At 53.8% G+C, this 16,030-nt stretch carries 14 protein-coding genes; 10 read left to right on the forward strand and 4 right to left on the reverse strand.

Translation table 11 applies throughout. From position 1 onward, the window contains the following. Positions 1-388, reverse strand: a 388-nt coding sequence (locus F3J44_RS28255) for a thiamine pyrophosphate-binding protein (RefSeq protein ID WP_254612428.1), incomplete at its 3' end; no start/stop codon positions are given. A 226-nt stretch (positions 389-614) separates the two neighbouring features. Continuing rightward, on the reverse strand, positions 615-1,052 hold the full coding sequence (locus F3J44_RS28260; RefSeq protein WP_167277763.1) for a nuclear transport factor 2 family protein: 438 nt from the start codon (positions 1,050-1,052) through the stop codon (positions 615-617). A 301-nt stretch (positions 1,053-1,353) separates the two neighbouring features. On the opposite strand from F3J44_RS28260, the gene F3J44_RS28265 reads away from it, so the two are divergent. Both F3J44_RS28265 and F3J44_RS28270 read left to right on the forward strand, forming a co-directional pair. Beyond that, entirely contained in the window at positions 1,354-3,015 is a 1,662-nt protein-coding gene (locus F3J44_RS28265; RefSeq protein WP_167277765.1) for a thiamine pyrophosphate-binding protein, read from the forward strand. 1 nt (position 3,016) lies between these two features. Beyond that, complete coding sequence (locus tag F3J44_RS28270) at positions 3,017-4,543, forward strand: aldehyde dehydrogenase (NADP(+)) (RefSeq protein ID WP_167277766.1); 1,527 nt, start codon at positions 3,017-3,019, stop codon at positions 4,541-4,543. Here the strand turns inward: F3J44_RS28270 and F3J44_RS28275 are convergent. Together F3J44_RS28275 and F3J44_RS28280 are read right to left on the reverse strand one after the other, a co-directional pair. Continuing rightward, on the reverse strand, positions 4,533-5,486 hold the full coding sequence (locus tag F3J44_RS28275; protein WP_167277768.1) for a LysR family transcriptional regulator: 954 nt from the start codon (positions 5,484-5,486) through the stop codon (positions 4,533-4,535). The two genes, F3J44_RS28270 and F3J44_RS28275, sit on opposite strands and share 11 nt — an antisense overlap. Before the next feature lie 151 nt (positions 5,487-5,637). After that, positions 5,638-7,008 (reverse strand): MFS transporter, encoded by a 1,371-nt coding sequence (locus F3J44_RS28280; protein ID WP_167277769.1) that lies wholly within the window; start codon positions 7,006-7,008, stop codon positions 5,638-5,640. Between the two features lie 319 nt (positions 7,009-7,327). On the opposite strand from F3J44_RS28280, the gene F3J44_RS28285 reads away from it, so the two are divergent. The 8 genes from F3J44_RS28285 (at position 7,328) to F3J44_RS28320 (ending at position 15,983) form a co-directional block, all read left to right on the forward strand. After that, positions 7,328-8,098, forward strand: coding sequence for a class II aldolase/adducin family protein (locus F3J44_RS28285; RefSeq protein ID WP_167277771.1), 771 nt, complete (start codon positions 7,328-7,330; stop codon positions 8,096-8,098). Further along, on the forward strand, positions 8,098-9,336 hold the full coding sequence (locus F3J44_RS28290; RefSeq protein WP_167277773.1) for an alpha-hydroxy acid oxidase: 1,239 nt from the start codon (positions 8,098-8,100) through the stop codon (positions 9,334-9,336). The genes F3J44_RS28285 and F3J44_RS28290 overlap by 1 nt, the downstream gene beginning before the upstream one ends. A 93-nt stretch (positions 9,337-9,429) precedes the next feature. Next, positions 9,430-10,155, forward strand: a complete 726-nt coding sequence (locus F3J44_RS28295) for a FadR/GntR family transcriptional regulator (protein ID WP_167277774.1) — start codon at positions 9,430-9,432, stop codon at positions 10,153-10,155. A gap of 218 nt (positions 10,156-10,373) precedes the next feature. Further along, a protein-coding gene (locus F3J44_RS28300; RefSeq protein ID WP_167277776.1) for an IS5 family transposase occupies positions 10,374-11,227 on the forward strand; the annotation gives its coding sequence in 2 pieces (ribosomal slippage) (positions 10,374-10,715 and positions 10,718-11,227; 852 coding nt in all). Between the two features lie 454 nt (positions 11,228-11,681). Next, a complete protein-coding gene (hmgA, locus tag F3J44_RS28305; protein WP_167277777.1) occupies positions 11,682-12,971 on the forward strand; it encodes a homogentisate 1,2-dioxygenase in 1,290 nt (429 codons plus the stop codon). A 3-nt stretch (positions 12,972-12,974) separates the two neighbouring features. Continuing rightward, positions 12,975-14,270: a fumarylacetoacetase gene (gene fahA, locus F3J44_RS28310; RefSeq protein ID WP_167277779.1), complete on the forward strand. Its 1,296-nt coding sequence runs from the start codon at positions 12,975-12,977 to the stop codon at positions 14,268-14,270. Positions 14,271-14,279: 9 nt separating this feature from the next. Beyond that, positions 14,280-14,915, forward strand: coding sequence for a maleylacetoacetate isomerase (gene maiA / locus F3J44_RS28315; RefSeq protein WP_167277781.1), 636 nt, complete (start codon positions 14,280-14,282; stop codon positions 14,913-14,915). Positions 14,916-15,158: 243 nt separating this feature from the next. After that, positions 15,159-15,983, forward strand: a complete 825-nt coding sequence (locus tag F3J44_RS28320; RefSeq protein WP_167277783.1) for a prephenate dehydratase domain-containing protein — start codon at positions 15,159-15,161, stop codon at positions 15,981-15,983. The last annotated feature ends 47 nt before the right edge of the window (positions 15,984-16,030 follow it).

Below are 16,030 nucleotides of genomic sequence, written 5' to 3' on the forward strand. Positions count from 1 at the left end.
CGAACTGGTGGGTGTACTTGGTGATGGGGTCCATCATGCCGCACACGTCGATGATCTGGAAGCGGCCCTGCTTGGACTTCTTGATCGGCTTCTGGCCGGTGATCATCATCATCGGCATGCCGCCCAGGTAGGCGTACGCACTGGCGGTCACCAGGTTGGTCGCGCCAGGGCCCAGGGTCGACAGGCTGACGCCGGTCTTGCCGGTCAGGCGGCCATAGGTAGCGGCCATGAAGCCCGCGGACTGCTCGTGGCGGGTCAGTACCAGCTTGATTTTCGACTTGCGCAGGGATTCCAGCAGGTCGAGGTTTTCCTCACCAGGAATACCGAACACATACTCGACACCTTCGTTTTCCAGGCATTGCACAACGACATCGGCGGCCTTGGCCATTTTCTTTCTTAACCTCTATAGAGTAAGGAGCATCGTAGGGCCCGGTTAACCGGGATAGTGGAAGGCTTAGCTGGGGCGTCTCTTGTCAACTCGCTAATGCGAAGGCGTTTAGAGGCCGTCCGCTTGACCATCGTTTTCAGGCCAAGCGGTCGGCTTCAACCTTTTTATAACGACGAGATATAGAACTAAGAGCTAAGTCCTAAAGCTGGTATGGCATTACATAGTGTTATGGCTTAAACGCTTGGCGTCCGACAAGTTGCCATTTGCCATTATTTTTTATCCAGACCTGGAAATTCTCGATTTCAGTTGGTAGAGCTTTTCCCGCTTTTATTACCTCGCCGCTGAAATGGCTGCGGATAATTGCAGTGTTATCAGTTATATATACTTCTTGGTGGGTGGTGGATAGCTTATTGAATACGGTCCTATTGGTCGCAAGCTCTTGGATGAACTCTTTTTTCGTTTGTATTTTGCCGCTTGAGTGGCCATAGGTAAGTGACTCTGCGGTCAGCGACTCTAAAGTGACAATGTCATGAGTCAGCATGGCATTATCAAGTTTTGTAGCTGCTGAAACTACATCTTCTGTAGGCGATGCATCTGCGGCATTAATTAACGCCAGTAGGGAAAATGCCGCTAGGATTTCGATGGTTTTTTTGTTCTTGTTCATACCTTTCCGCCTTCCTGTAGGGTGATTGGGTGAATGCATTCATTCCTCTACCAAAATGCCTGGTAGGTGTCCCAGAAGGTACTTGAAGTAAGGATGCTGATGATGAATATCAGCTATGCGCCTCCCACATGGCTCGCCCGATCAGCTTAATTTAATGTTAGGGGTAGATGGACTAATGCCAGTGACGGTGAGTCGAATGACCTGCTGGCGTGTTCAGAGGGGCGCCACTTAGCCCGATTACAGTCTCTAAGCGAACGGACTCCTATCTCCCCTCCTAAACCTACAATAAGGAAACTGATCCATGAGTGATGCACAGTCCCGCAATGGCGGGAAAATTTTGGTTGAGGCGCTGATCCGAAATGCTGTGGATACTATCTACTGTGTCCCCGGAGAAAGTTATCTTCCAGTCCTGGATGCTCTCCACGATACCTCTGAGATCCGCACAATCGTCACCCGGCACGAAGGTGCTGCCTCTAATATGGCGGATGCCTACGGAAAACTGACTGGTCGTCCAGGTATCTGTTTTGTCACTCGTGGACCTGGTGCAACCCACGCGAGCAACGGCGTCCATACCGCGAAACAGGACTCAACCCCGATGATCCTGTTCATTGGGCAGATCGAATCTCGAATGAAGGAGCGGGAAGCTTTTCAAGAGATCGACTATCGCCAAATGTTCGGTGGTGTTGCCAAGTGGGCCACAGAGATTGAGAGCATCGACCGTATTCCTGAAATCGTGAGTCGTGCGTTCAATATCGCGATGTCCGGGCGGCCTGGGCCTGTCGTAATCGGGCTGCCGGAGGATGTGCTTTTCGGTGAGGCGGTAGTCGCTGATATCGACGCGGTTCGTGTCCCATCGATTACCCCGGCGCCAGAAAGTATCATTGAAGTCAAGGAGCTGTTGTCGCGCAGCAGCCGCCCATTGGTCGTCGTTGGCGGTACTGGCTGGGACGACGAATCGGTGAAGGCATTGAACCAATTTGCGACGGTGAACAATCTGCCAGTGGCAGCGTCGTTCCGTCGTCAAGATTTGTTCGATAACCGCGATCCGCACTATGTTGGGCAATTGGGCTTGGGTAGCTCTCCTGCTCTGCTCAAACGTGTTGCTGAAGCTGATCTGCTTTTGGTGATCGGCTCTCGTATGAGCGAAACTGTTTCACAGAGCTATGAGTTGATCAGCAGCCCGGCCCCCAGCCAGAAGCTCATCCATGTGCATCCCGATGCATCCGAACTGAATCGAGTATTCAAGGCAGACCTCCCAGTTCTGTCCACGCTGCGCTCGTTTGCCCGGGATATCGCGAAGCAGTCGCCCATCGCGCAACGGGGCTGGGACGAGTGGACTCGTTCGGCAAGAGCTGATTATGAAGCGCACTCGACACCTCCGGCTGCACACCCTGAATTGAACGGTGTGGATCTGGGGAGCGTGATGGCTTACCTCAATGAAACGCTGCCAGATGATGCGATCCTGACCAATGGGGCTGGCAATTACACCGTGTGGCTGCACCGCTTTTACCGCTATCGCAGCCCAGCTACCGAGTTGGCGCCAACCAATGGCGCGATGGGTTACGGTTTGCCAGCTGCTGTTGCCGCCAAGCTCCATGCCCCAGACAAGACGGTTGTCTGCTTCGCCGGCGATGGCTGCTTCATGATGTACCCACAGGAACTGGCTACCGCAGTCCAATTTGGCGCGCCGCTGATCACAATTGTGGTCAACAACAGTATGTTTGGCACCATCAGGATGCACCAAGAGAAAACTTATCCCAACCGGGTGAGCGCTACTCGCCTTGTGAACCCTGATTTTGTGACCTTTGCGAAATCGTTCGGTGCTAATGCAGAGCGTGTAGTGAACACCGAGGACTTCCCCGCGGCCTTTGAGCGCGCGCTGAAATCCGATGTTCCATCGTTGATTGAGTTGATTACTGATCCACGCCAAAGCACGCCACAGCTGCGTTTTGAGGAGGCTTAAGATGTCGAACGTTCGGGGAGAGTCGTTCATCGGCCTCACTTCCACTAAAGGTCGCGGGAACCCGGTTCTCGCCAAACAGGCCGCGACAGGTGAACCGTTCGGGCCAGCATTTGGCTCGAACACCCTCGATGATCTTGAGCGTGCATGTGCCCTTGCCGATGGCTGTTTCGACAGCTTCCGCAACCTTCCAGAAGCTCGTCGGGCGTCGTGGTTGGAAGCAATTGGTCAAGGGCTGCTCGATCTGGGGGATGTGCTCATTGAGCGAGCCCATCTTGAGACAGGATTGCCACGGCCTAGGTTGGAAGGGGAGCGGTTGCGGACTGTGAAGCAGCTGCAACTCTTTGCGACTCTGCTTCGTGAAGACGGCGCTAGCGCAGTGGTCATTGAGCCGGGCGAGCAGGGCGTTCGTTCTGATCTCCGGCTAAGACGAGTTCCAGTCGGGCCAGTGGCAGTATTCGGTGCGAGCAACTTCCCGCTTGCCTTTTCGGTAGCCGGTGGCGACACCGCCTCAGCGCTCGCGGCGGGTTGCCCGGTTGTCGTGAAGGCGCACCCTGCTCATCTTGGTACCAGTGAACTGGTCGCTCGTATTGTGGTGGAGGCCGCCAAAGCGACAGAGATGCCTGATGGCGTATTTTCAATGTTGATCGATCCGGATTTCAGCCTGGGTCAAGCCCTGGTCGGTCATCCGGTCATTCAAGCCGTGGGCTTCACAGGCTCTCGTCATGGCGGCTTGGCGCTTCTTCAAATCGCCCAGTCGCGGCCAGCTCCAATCCCGGTGTACGCTGAAATGAGCAGCATCAACCCGCTGATCATTCTGCCAGCGGCCTTGCAGTCTAGAGCTGAGGACATCGCAGAGAAGTACGTCGCATCCTTAACAATGGGCAGTGGCCAATTCTGTACGAATCCCGGTCTAGTCATTGTGGTAAATGGGGAAGGGTTGGATCAGTTCACTGCTAAGGTTGGTCAGAGCCTGGCCGTAGCCACTCCAGCAACCATGCTCACCCCCGGCATCCATGCTGCCTATTGCAAAGGGCTGGAAACTTTACAGCGTACGGGGCATGTAAGGCTCGTGGGTGAGGCAAACAAGCCTGTGGAAAAATTCGCCGCGCAAGCTGCGGTATTTACCACGCAAGCTGAAGCATTTACCTCAGTACCAGAGCTTCATGCTGAAAACTTTGGGCCTAGCAGCATTGTCGTAGTGTGCGAGAGCCTGGCTCAAGTGCAGGGTGTGCTGAAGTCGCTCGATGGCCAGTTGACTGCCACTGTTCATGCAGATGAAGCGGACCATGATGCAGCCTATGAGGTTTTGCCTTTGCTTGAGAGATTGGCAGGACGAATTCTCTTCAATGGTTTCCCAACGGGAGTTGAGGTGAGCAAGGCGATGGTCCATGGCGGCCCATTCCCTTCAACGTCCGACGCTAAGACTACTTCTGTTGGTACGCTGGCAATTGAGCGGTTCCTTCGCCCAGTCTGCTACCAGGACATTCCATTGTCCCTGCTCCCTGCTGTGCTGAAGCCTACAGCATAGGGTCGCGCTTCTTGGCCGGGATCAGTTTTGCTCCCGGCCAACGCCCGCTTTCAACGATTTCTGTCGTCACTTTCCTAATCAACTGAGTCACTGCCCAAAGGCTGCTACCAGTGGGGCGATTCCGTGGCCAGGCCATCACAACCGAACGATTCAGATCGTGGTCGGTTACCGTGTATGTTTTAACAATCCTTCTCTCGATTTCGCTGAGCACTGAAGCTTCTGATTGCATAGTGCACCCACAACCGTCTGCAACCAAGGTGGTCGTGATGGATGTGGAGCCATCACAGAGTAAAGCTATGTTGGGAGTGAACCCAACTTTACTGGCAATAGTTTCGACCATCAGGCGAATACCGTAATGTGTGCTCGGTAATATAAGCGGTATCTCGGAGAGCTGGTGAACTGAGATGGTGTTGCCTGGTAACGGGTAGTCTATCGGCGCTACGAGCTTAACTTCTTCAGTGAGCAATGCATCAAATCTCAACGATCCTGGATGCTGCGGCAGGTAGAATACCGCAATGTCAACGCTTCCGTCATTGAGCCGGTTTACAATATCAGCACCCAACGCTTCCACAACTTGAATTTGGGTGTTTGGGTACTTTTGCTTTAAGGTCTTTATCAGTTGACCGAACAGATTTTTTGCCACTGTCGGCTGGGAGGCGATGCAGAGTTTGCTGGGCCCAAGGTCAGCGCTTTCTCGCATGGAGCGTTCAGCGCTTTCAAGCGTGTCTTGTAGGGCTTTTGCATACTCAAGCAGTTGCTCACCTCTTTCCGTGACGCTGACACCTCGACCGCTGCGGTGAAACAACCTGACGCCCAGTTGAGTTTCGAGGACTCCGATTCGTCTACTGACCGTCGACTGATCTGCTCCAAGCTCGACTGCCGCCCTTGAAATGCTGCGGCTTTTGGCCACCTGGGCGAAGAGAAGGAGGTCATCTGAATTCATGCTAAGCCCTTAATTTTTAAGGAAATGCTGCCAACTTTAGCAGAGTGAGCAGCTATAGAGAAGGCTGCATGAAGTCTAGTTGAAATCCAAGATTACGGAAAAGACAAAGCCTTGGCGCATGAGCGCCAAGGCTTTGTAGGTTTAGGTGAAATTATTGGCGATTTACAGCTTGCTGGCTGGCCGCAGACTCAGCCTTGGAGGCTTGGGTTGTCGGCTCCTTCAGTTCGATTCGTTTGATCTCACCAACAATGAACAGATAGCTAAATGCCGCAATGAATGCGTTGGCACCAACAAACACCAGCGCCATCTTGAACGATCCTGTAGCGGCAATGATGTAGCCGATTACAATCGGTGTAGTGATCGAGGATATGTTGCCAATCATATTGAACAAGCCACCGGCCAGTCCGGCGATTTGCTTAGGAGCAGTGTCGGACATTACTGTCCAGCTCTGACCGCTGAAACCTTTGCCGAAGAACGCAAGGGCCATCAGCGCAACGACGATGGAGTCGGAGTCGGCATAGTTGCACCCGATCATTGTCATAGACAGGAGGAGACCCAGGACAAGAGGTGTCTTGCGGGCAACGCTCAAGCTGTAGCCTTTACGAAGCAGCCAGTCGGACAGCAGGCCGCCAAGGACTCCACCGATAAATCCGCAGATGGCTGGTAGGGAGGCCACAATCCCTGCTTTAAGGATTGTCATGCCCCGGTCCTGAACCAAATAAACCGGGAACCAGGTCAAGAAGAAATATACCAGAGCATTGATACAGAACTGGCCAAGATAGACGCCGACCATCATGCGATTGGTAAGCAACTGGCCCAAATAGTTCCAGGTATTCCCTGGCGCGCTCTTGGTGCGAGGCGCGTCAAGGTCGACCATACCGCCATTTTGCGCGATGTATTCGACCTCTGCTGAGTTGGCTAGCGGGTGCGACTTTGGTGAGTAGATAGTGATCAACCACAGTCCGGACATCAATATGCCCACAGACCCCATTACAATGAATACGTGTTGCCAACCCCAGTGGTAGACGATGGCTCCCATCAAGGGAGCGAAGATTACAGTGGCACAGTACTGAGCAGAGTTGAAAATCGACGTGGCAGTACCACGTTCTTGGGTAGGGAACCAGGAGGCGACAATTCGTGCATTACCTGGGAATGATGGCGCCTCTGCAAGGCCCACCATGAAGCGCAGGAAGAAGAACGCAATTACAATTGTGGACTGTCCGAACTCGCCAATAGTCCCTTGCAGCAATGTAAAGAGGGACCATGTGAAAATGCTACATGCATATACACGCTTTGAGCCGAAGCGGTCCAGCAACCATCCGCCAGGAATCTGGCCGATGACATACGCCCATCCGAACGCGGAGAATATATACCCGAGTTGAATTGGGTCAATTCCGAGGTCTTTTTGGATACTTGAGCCGGCAATCGAAATGGTAGCTCGGTCCGCATAGTTCACGATTGTGACTACAAATACCATCAGCAGGATTAGGTATCTGGCACGCGTCGGCTTGGATTCTTGCATGGGTACAACTCCCATATGTTTGTTTTTATGGTCGGGTCGCGTCGAAGCGAGGTTTTCGTGCAGACCTAGGGCGGGTTACCTCTCTGGTGGTGCCCCCTTGCTAGACGGGCTGAGGGGGGCGGGAATGGGGCGGTCTGCGATAGGTTCGATGCTAGGCCCAGCATCGAGGCCTTGGCTCCAGCATTCACAAATATCTGCTATGTAATTTTGCCATAGCTCCTCGACCGTTCTTTCTCTAGGGTGGGGCCACAGATGAGGAGCAGCGGGGCGCGTTGCCCCAGCGATAGCGATAGTCAGTTTTAGTCAGAAGGGTATAAAAATGACAATACAACAACTTGAATTCCCGAGCGTTAAGCACCTGGTCAGCGATGTCGAATGGCAACTGCGCGTAGATCTCGCTGCCATGTATAGAATGGTCGCCATGATGGGTTGGGATGATCTGATTTTCACTCACATCACAGCTAAGATCCCGGATACCGAACACTTCCTGATCAACCCATACGGCGTGATGTTCGAGGAAGTTACGGCTTCGAGTCTCGTTAAGATCAATCAGGCCGGTGAAAAAGTCATGGAATCTGACTATGACATCATCCCTGCGGGCTTCTTGATTCACTCAACTGTGCATGGTGCGCGTCCAGATGCGCATTTTGTTATGCATACCCATTCGATCAATGGTGTCGCAGTGTCTGCGCAGGCAGAGGGCCTCTTGCCTCTCTCGCAACATTCTCTCTACGTCCTGGGGTCGCTCGGATATCACGACTATGAAGGTATTGCACTCAAAGACGCTGAGCGTGAGACGCTGACCCGTGATTTGGGAAGCAACCAGTATTTGATGCTGCGAAACCATGGGCTACTGACTACTGGTCGGTCGGCAGCAGACGCATTCCTCGCCATGCAGAAATTTGAGGCCGCATGCATGATCCAAGTGCGCGCGCAAGCTGGTGGTGGCGCCCTTATCTCGATCCCCGAAGCAATTTTGGCGGACGCTCCGAATCAGATTTCCGCTGGTCGCCGAGGGCGTGGCCCAGAGGTGATTTGGGAACCAATGCTCCGCCGCGTTGCTCGGCGCTTCCCTGGGTTTGATGTGTAATGAACAGCTTAAGTCAAGTAAGCGAGGCGCCGCTGAGCGAACCAACGCTGACACCACTTCCTCCGCCAAATCACGTACCCAGTGGTGTATTGAAAAACATCCTGTGCCTTGATGATTTTCAAGCGTATGCCCGTAAAAAGCTCCCTCGGCAGCTCTACAGCTACATTGCAAATGGGGCGGATGATGAGCAATCAATGATGTTCAACCGCAAGGCGTTCACTAACTGGGGCTTCACGCCTCGAATGCTTGAGGGTGTATCAAAACGGAGTCAGTGCTTCAAACTGTTTGGTCAGACATATCAAAGCCCGGTTGGCATATCCCCCGTTGGGCTAGCTGCGATGTGGTGCTATAGAGGCGACATCGTTCTGGCGAAAACTGCCCAAGAGTGGGGTGTGCCGGCAATCATGAGCGGCGCATCGCTGATCCGAATGGAGGACGTAGCTAAAGCAGCCCCCAATACCTGGTTCCAAGCTTACATTCCAGGTGACACCCCTCGGATCGTTGAGCTGCTTACTCGGATTAAAAACGCAGGCTTCAAGACGCTCGTAGTGACAGTCGACCTGCCAGTTCAGGTGAACCCTGAACGATACGTGCGCAATGGCTTTAGCACACCGTTGCGGCCTAGCCTGCGCTTGGCGTACGACGGTATCAGCCACCCTGCGTGGTTGTTCGGCACATTCCTGAAGACTCTCGCGGTTCATGGCATGCCCCATTTTGAGAACTGGCGTGCAGAGCGTGGCGCTCCGATTCTCTCGTCCTCTGTGAAGCGCGACTTCGCGGCAAGGGATCATTTGAATTGGGAGCATTTCAAGGTAGTGCGCAAACACTGGGATGGGCCGTTGGCTATCAAGGGGTTGATGCGAGCGGCGGATGCGAAATTGGCTGCAAGCTATGGTGCCGATGGAGTAATCGTGTCTAATCACGGCGGACGACAGTTGGATGGCGCCATTTCTCCGATTGACGTACTTCCCGAGATCGTAGCTGCTGTTCCGCAGGACGTGGCGGTGATGCTGGACAGCGGAATCAGACGTGGTACCGATGTACTGAAAGCGCTGTCTCTTGGTGCACGCTGCGTTTTCAATGGCAGGTCATTTAACTTTGCGGCTACGGTAGCGGGAGCTGCGGGTGTTAGTCATGCCGCCTCAATTATCCGTACTGAAATTGATCGAGATATGGCGCTGCTTGGAATTAACTCGATTTCGGAAGTAGATACCTCGCTAGTTAGGCGTTGCCTTTGAAGTGCAGCAAGCAGCCTTTCGATAGATATTGATCTGTCGAAGGGCTGTAAGTTTTTGATCAAAATTTTATTTTGAGTTGCATGTCAATTATTCTTGTATGCGGTTATCGGTTTGACAGTCCAGCTCCGTAAAGAAACCCTAACTGAGGCCATCACTCAAGTACTCTATGATCGCCTGGATAGTGGTTTTTATTTGCCTCAAACCAAACTACCTTCTGAGCTTGAGCTGAGTAAAGAGCTCAGCGTGAGTCGGACGGTAATTCGAGAGGCGACAGCTTCTCTTCGGCTTAGCGGGCGTTTGTATGCCCGGCAAGGTGTAGGCGTTTTTGTAGTAGATAGAGTCAGGCCACTCTCGATTGATGGCTTATATCTGCCATGCGCCGATGACTCTAATTCAATGCGTGCATTAGAGGTTCGGATAGGTGTCGAAACTGAGTCAGCTGCATTGGCAGCGCTTCGTCGTAATACCTCATCACTAAGTAAAATCGTAGAAGCTTATGATTTATTTAGTGCTCAGAAAGGACAATGCCTCATTGAAGAGTCAAAAGCCGATTTTGGTTTTCATATGGCGATAGCAGAGGCATCTGGTAATTTTCACGTTGTGAGATGTCTTGAAGCTTATGGTTACAGTCATATTCTAGAAGTAAAAAGGAGACGAGGCTTTAGTCAAGGGGTGAAAACGGACAACGTGACAATTTGCCGAGAGCATGGTGCCATATTGTCGGCGATATGCCGAGGCGATGCGACGGAAGCGCGCACTGCGATGTACAAACATTTGCATCAAAGCTTGGAGCGCTTAAGCGCATCCCTCCGCGATTGAGGTTTTCAGAAGGGGCCCTGGAATCAGTCAATGAGCGGCAGAAGACTGGAAATTGGTGCGTCGTTTGGACGTCTGCTGTAAGCGTCCGGCCAACACACCTTGCCATCGCGGGTGACGCTATTCGCTAGGCTCTGTACTAAAACCTTTGAAACTCTGTGAAAGCCGCTGGAGCCCTGATTTTCCGTAGAGTCCTCGCCTTTTAGGCGAAGGACTCTGCTATGCCCAAGCGATACGAACTTTCTGACGAGCACTGGTACATAGTCGCTGGCCTCTTTGCTAAAAATCAGCGTACCGGACGTCCAAGAGTTGACGATCGCTTAATGCTCAACGGCGTGTTGTGGGTACTCTGCTCTGGCGCAACCTGGCGGGATATGCCCGAGCGATTTGGCCCTTGGTCTACGGTTTATCAACGATTCCGAGACTGGCGAAATCAGGGCACCTTCAGCCAGATGCTCAGACGCCTGCATGTCAAACTCAATGCCGAAGGCCTGATTGATCTAGACACTTGGTGTATTGACTCTACGGCAGTCAAAGCGACCCGAGCCTCATCTGGAGCAGGCAAAAAAGGGGGGCAGAAGAACCAGCGGACCACGCGCTCGGTAGACGCCGGGGTGGATTAACTACGAAAATTCATATGGTCTGCGATGCCCGAGGTGTGCCACTGCACTTCACCCTTTCCGGCGGGCAAGCCAGTGACATTTCCCATGCTCAGCCTTTGCTCGATGGCGTCTACCTGCCAACCAAAGGCGGTAGACCACGCAAGCGGTGCCGCATGCTGGTGGCTGACAAAGGCTACGACTCAGATGCTTTGCGCCGGTACTGTGATCGCTATCACATGCAACCAGTGATTCCTTTCCGAGCCATGAAACGCAAGCCGAAGCCTGGTTTGCCGCGCCTGCTCGACAAGCCAAAGTACAAGGAGCGGAACGTTATCGAGCGGCTGTTTGGTTGGCTGAAGGAACACCGTCGCTTGGGAACCCGTTACTGCAAGCTCGCCCAAAGCTATACCGCAATGGTCACGTTAGCCTGCTGGCTGCGCTGTCTACGACATTACTTTTCGTACAAAGCCTAGGGAATGCTCTCCTAGACCAGGCAGCAGTTGCCTTGGGGCGGGCCTACCGTACTCCAGAATCCATCGTCGCATGTATTAGGCGCGACTTACACGCTGCCTGCACTCCTGTTCGGCGCCTTCACGGTTAGCAGTTGTCCGTGTTCAGCCATACGACGTTCGTCGCCATCTAAAACTCGGTTCAGCGGCGAAGGAATGTGAAGTCCGGTGGCCTTTTGCGACCGGTGCATGACTTTCTGGCAGTCCCTGCAAGGAAAGACATGCACCGGTCGGATTAGCGGACTGACTCTATGGATGGCCAGAAGCCCTTGACTACCGCTTGCCCGCCAAAAATGAGATAGCCCTTGACCAGTCTCCTCGTTAAATATTACTTTCTGCGTAATTGAATTACGCATAGAGAAACTCCCTCGGCTGACTCTGCCAGGGACGGATAACAAGATGATCCGCAGGAGGATCCATGAGCGTTGATCTGAAGTACCAGTCTGGCTTTGGGAATGAGTTCAGTAGTGAGGCGTTGCCAGGTGCGTTGCCTGTAGGCCAGAACTCACCTCAGAAGGCGCCGTATGCTTTGTACGCGGAGCTGTTCTCGGGCACGGCGTTTACGATGCCACGCTCTGAGCTACGTCGTACCTGGATGTACCGCATCCAGCCCTCGGCCAACCACCCTGAGTTCGTTCGATTGCCACGGCAAATTGCAGGTGGCGGCCTGGGGGCCGTTACCCCTAATCGTCTTCGTTGGAACCCGATACCAGCGACGGATGTGCCTGTGGATTTCGTTGATGGCTTGGTCTGCATGGTGGCCAACTCGGCTCCGGAAAAGCCGGCAGGTATCACGGTGTACAGCTACTTCGCGAACCGCTCCATGGAGCGTGTGTTCTTCAACGCCGATGGCGAACTTCTGGTGGTGCCGCAAGCGGGCCGCCTGCTGATCACCACTGAACTTGGCAAGCTGGAGGTCGCGCCCCAGGAAATCATGGTTCTGCCACGGGGTCTGAAATTCCGAGTGGAGTTACTGGACAGCACGGCACGCGGCTATGTCGCGGAGAACCATGGCGCGCCACTTCGCATTCCAGATCTGGGGCCGATTGGCAGCAACGGCTTAGCCAACCCCCGTGACTTCCTGGCGCCAGTAGCAGCCTACGAGCAAGGGGTAGGCCCGGTATCACTGATTCAGAAATTCCTGGGTGAGCTATGGGGCTGCACGCTGCAGCACTCTCCGCTGGACGTCGTGGCTTGGCACGGCAACAACGTGCCCTACAAGTACGACCTTCGCCGCTTCAACACCATCGGCACGGTCAGCTTCGACCATCCGGATCCTTCCATCTTCACCGTGCTGACTTCCCCAACCAGCGTTCATGGCATGGCAAACCTGGACTTCGTGATCTTCCCACCGCGTTGGATGGTCGCTGAGAAAACCTTCCGTCCACCATGGTTCCACCGCAACCTCATGAACGAATACATGGGGCTCATCACTGGGGAATACGACGCGAAAGCTGATGGTTTCTTGCCAGGCGGTTCATCGCTCCACAGCTGTATGAGTGCCCACGGCCCAGATGGCCCGACATGCACCCAAGCAATCGCCGCCGACCTGAAGCCCACGAAGATCAACAACACCATGGCCTTCATGTTCGAAACCAGCCAGGTGTTCCGACCGAGCCGTTATGCGTTGGAGACGTCCCAGCTTCAGGCTGACTACGACTCGTGCTGGGCTTCTATTCCAGCCACCTTCAATCCGGAGCAGCGCTGATTCATGTCTGGTCAAACAACTATCCAACGCAGCTGGGTTGAAGCTGCAAACGGCCACGCGGATTTTCCGCTGCAGAATCTTCCGCTGGGCATTTTTAGTCATGGCGACGATCAGAAGCGCGCCGGTGTCGCTATCGGCGACAGCATCCTAGATCTAAGGGCCCTCAGGTCTACTGGTCTGGTTGCAGGTGAAGCTTTGCAGGCAATCGAAGCAACACAGTCTGGTGTGTTGAATGCGTTCTTCGAGCTTGGGCTGGTGGCTCGTGTAGCACTGCGCGAGGTGCTTCACTCGTTGCTGGTTGAAGGTGCTCAGCATCGTCAGGTGGTCGAAGAGTGCTTGGTCAATGCAGCTGACTGCGTGATGCATCTGCCGGCGCGCATCAACGATTACACCGACTTCTATGTGGGGATCGAGCATGCGAAAAACGTGGGGAAGCTCTTCCGTCCTGATAATCCGCTGCTCCCGAACTACAAGTACGTTCCTATCGGTTACCACGGTCGTGCTTCCACCATCCGGCCTTCTGGGGTAGATGTTCAGCGGCCTAATGGGCAGACCCTTCCTGCTGGTGAATCGACACCAGTGCTCGGGCCAACGGCCCGGCTGGACTATGAGCTTGAGATCGGTGTGTGGGTCGGAAAAGGCAATCAGCTCGGTGAGTTGGTGTCGATTTCCGAGGCTTCTGATCACATCGCAGGTCTATGCCTTTTGAATGACTGGTCTGCCCGTGATGTCCAGGCGTGGGAGTATCAACCTCTCGGGCCGTTCCTCTCGAAGAGCTTTATCACGACCATCTCGCCCTGGGTTGTAACCATGGAGGCCCTCGAGCCTTTCCGACGCCCGCAGCCGAAACGTCCTGACGGTGATCCGCAGCCACTGACGTACCTCTTGAGTGAGATTGACCAGGCGCATGGAGCGTTTGACATCGAACTGGAGGTGCTCATCCAGACTGAGCGGATGCGTAGTGAAGGACTGTCGCCGCAGCGCCTGACCCTCAGCAATACGCTCAGTATGTATTGGACAGTGGCTCAGATGCTGACGCATCACACCGTTAATGGCTGTCAGTTGCAGGCAGGCGATCTGTTCGGCTCCGGGACACTGTCTGGTGCTGAGCCTGGCCAGTACGGAAGTCTGCTGGAGATTACCGAAGGAGGTAAGAAGCCTGTGGTGTTGAGCTCCGGTGAAGAGCGGCGCTTCCTTGAGGATGGGGACGAAATCTTCCTCCGTGCTCGCTGTGTCCGCCCGGGCATGGTGTCCATTGGTTTCGGCGAATGCCGAGGGAAGATTGTGAAGGCTTGCTGAGGAAATGAAGTGAAGCTCTACGGTTACTACAGATCGACATCGTCATATCGGGTTCGAATTGCACTCGCCCTGAAAGGCCTGGCCTACGAATACGTGCCCGTGAACCTATTGCGAGCCGAGCATAAAGACACTGCTTTCCTCGAAATGAACCCCCAGGGACGGGTACCTCTCCTCGAAGATCACGTCCAGCTGATCGCACAGTCGCCGGCAATTCTTGAGTACCTGGAGGTTCAATATCCAGAGATAGCGTTACTCTCGAACGATGACTTCACGCGTGCAGAACAGCGTGCCGTAGCTTCATTGATCGCCTGTGACATTCATCCCCTACACAACGTTGCCGTACTGAATCAGCTACGGGAATTGGGGCAGACTGAGGAAGGGATCAACCGCTGGATAGGTAAGTGGATCAGCGAGGGGCTTGCCGCAATTGAGCAGATGATTGGTGATGAAGGTTTCTGCTTCGGGCCGCCCCCAAGTCTGGCTGATGTCTACCTCATTCCTCAGTTGTACGCTGCAGGTCGATTTGGAATATCGCTTGATGCCTTCCCCAAAATTCGACGCGTTCAAGGTCTTGCAGAGGCCATGAAAGCCTTCCGTATCGCACACCCTGACGCGCAGCCGGATCACCCAGCTGCTGTCTTGTAGCCGCACCCAGGTAGCTACCGAGCTATGATGAGCTGATCGCTTATTTCAGCTGTTCAAAAGTTACCTCCTTCTTCTGAGCCATACCTGTACCATGTTGCCGCCTAGTTCATCCCTCGGCTCGTTTAGGTGATCATGGATGCTCCAAGATCGCTATAACCCTCTTGGAAGAAGCCGCAACAGTGCGTATCGACGTCTCCGTGATCATAAAGCGAGGCATCCTGTGAAAAACGATTAGGGCCGCTTATGAATGACGTGAAAACGAAACCGCAAAACCGAATCGGTTACCTTGGTCCCAAAGGCTCTTGGTCTCACCAAGCAAGCATCGACCTATACGGAGCGAATCAAGATCTTGTCGGGTTATCCCGCGAGGATCTTGCCCATGCTTATAACTCGAGGCTCATCGATATCCTGGTGATCCCCGTCACCACGTCAGTGGTAGGTGTCACCCCATATCTGGATGATGTTCTCGGGTTAGATAATCCAATCATCATCGGCGAGTACCCGTGTGAGCTTTCATACGACCTGATGGCCAAGGCACAGACGTCGTTCGCAGATATAACAAAGGTATTAGCTCACCCCGTAGCACTCGCAGAAGTGAAGCCCTGGCTCGACAGGGAGCTCCCTCACGCGGAGAGGATCCACGCGGTGACAGGTGGAGCTGCTTCCCTTGAGGTCTCAAAATCTCGATCCCAAGATATAGCCTCGATTGGCCCGAAGATCGCCACAGAGATTTACGGACTGACATCGATCCGCGAAGGTATCGAAAAAGGGCCACACAATGTTACCCGCTGGTGGGTATTGGGCCATCAGCCAGTTCCCCCAACTGGTAATGATAAAACGACTCTGATCGCAGAAATCCAGGACGTAAGCCTGGCTAACCTGCTGCGCGCCTTCGTTGAAGCAGACGTCGACATAATCACCATTTACGAACGGCCAGATCGCAAGTCCCTTGATGGTCACAGGTATGTCATCGAAGTGATAGGACACCTTCAAGATGCCAAGCTGTCTGATTTGCTCGCGGCCAACCCACGTCTTAAGCCACTGGGTTCATACCCTCGAAAGTGCTAGAACTCTTGTCCAACCATAAAAAAAGCGCGAGACCACTGTTAATCACA

Source organism: Pantoea sp. Tr-811 (genome assembly GCF_011752535.1).
Taxonomy (GTDB): domain Bacteria; phylum Pseudomonadota; class Gammaproteobacteria; order Pseudomonadales; family Pseudomonadaceae; genus Aquipseudomonas.

Coding starts and splice junctions, on each gene's coding strand:
- F3J44_RS28260 (WP_167277763.1), bottom strand. CDS start 1,052: ATGAACAAGAACAAAAAAACCATCGAAATCCTAGCGGCATTTTCCCTA.
- F3J44_RS28265 (WP_167277765.1), top strand. CDS start 1,354: ATGAGTGATGCACAGTCCCGCAATGGCGGGAAAATTTTGGTTGAGGCG.
- F3J44_RS28270 (WP_167277766.1), top strand. CDS start 3,017: ATGTCGAACGTTCGGGGAGAGTCGTTCATCGGCCTCACTTCCACTAAA.
- F3J44_RS28275 (WP_167277768.1), bottom strand. CDS start 5,486: ATGAATTCAGATGACCTCCTTCTCTTCGCCCAGGTGGCCAAAAGCCGC.
- F3J44_RS28280 (WP_167277769.1), bottom strand. CDS start 7,008: ATGCAAGAATCCAAGCCGACGCGTGCCAGATACCTAATCCTGCTGATG.
- F3J44_RS28285 (WP_167277771.1), top strand. CDS start 7,328: ATGACAATACAACAACTTGAATTCCCGAGCGTTAAGCACCTGGTCAGC.
- F3J44_RS28290 (WP_167277773.1), top strand. CDS start 8,098: ATGAACAGCTTAAGTCAAGTAAGCGAGGCGCCGCTGAGCGAACCAACG.
- hmgA (WP_167277777.1), top strand. CDS start 11,682: ATGAGCGTTGATCTGAAGTACCAGTCTGGCTTTGGGAATGAGTTCAGT.
- fahA (WP_167277779.1), top strand. CDS start 12,975: ATGTCTGGTCAAACAACTATCCAACGCAGCTGGGTTGAAGCTGCAAAC.
- F3J44_RS28320 (WP_167277783.1), top strand. CDS start 15,159: ATGAATGACGTGAAAACGAAACCGCAAAACCGAATCGGTTACCTTGGT.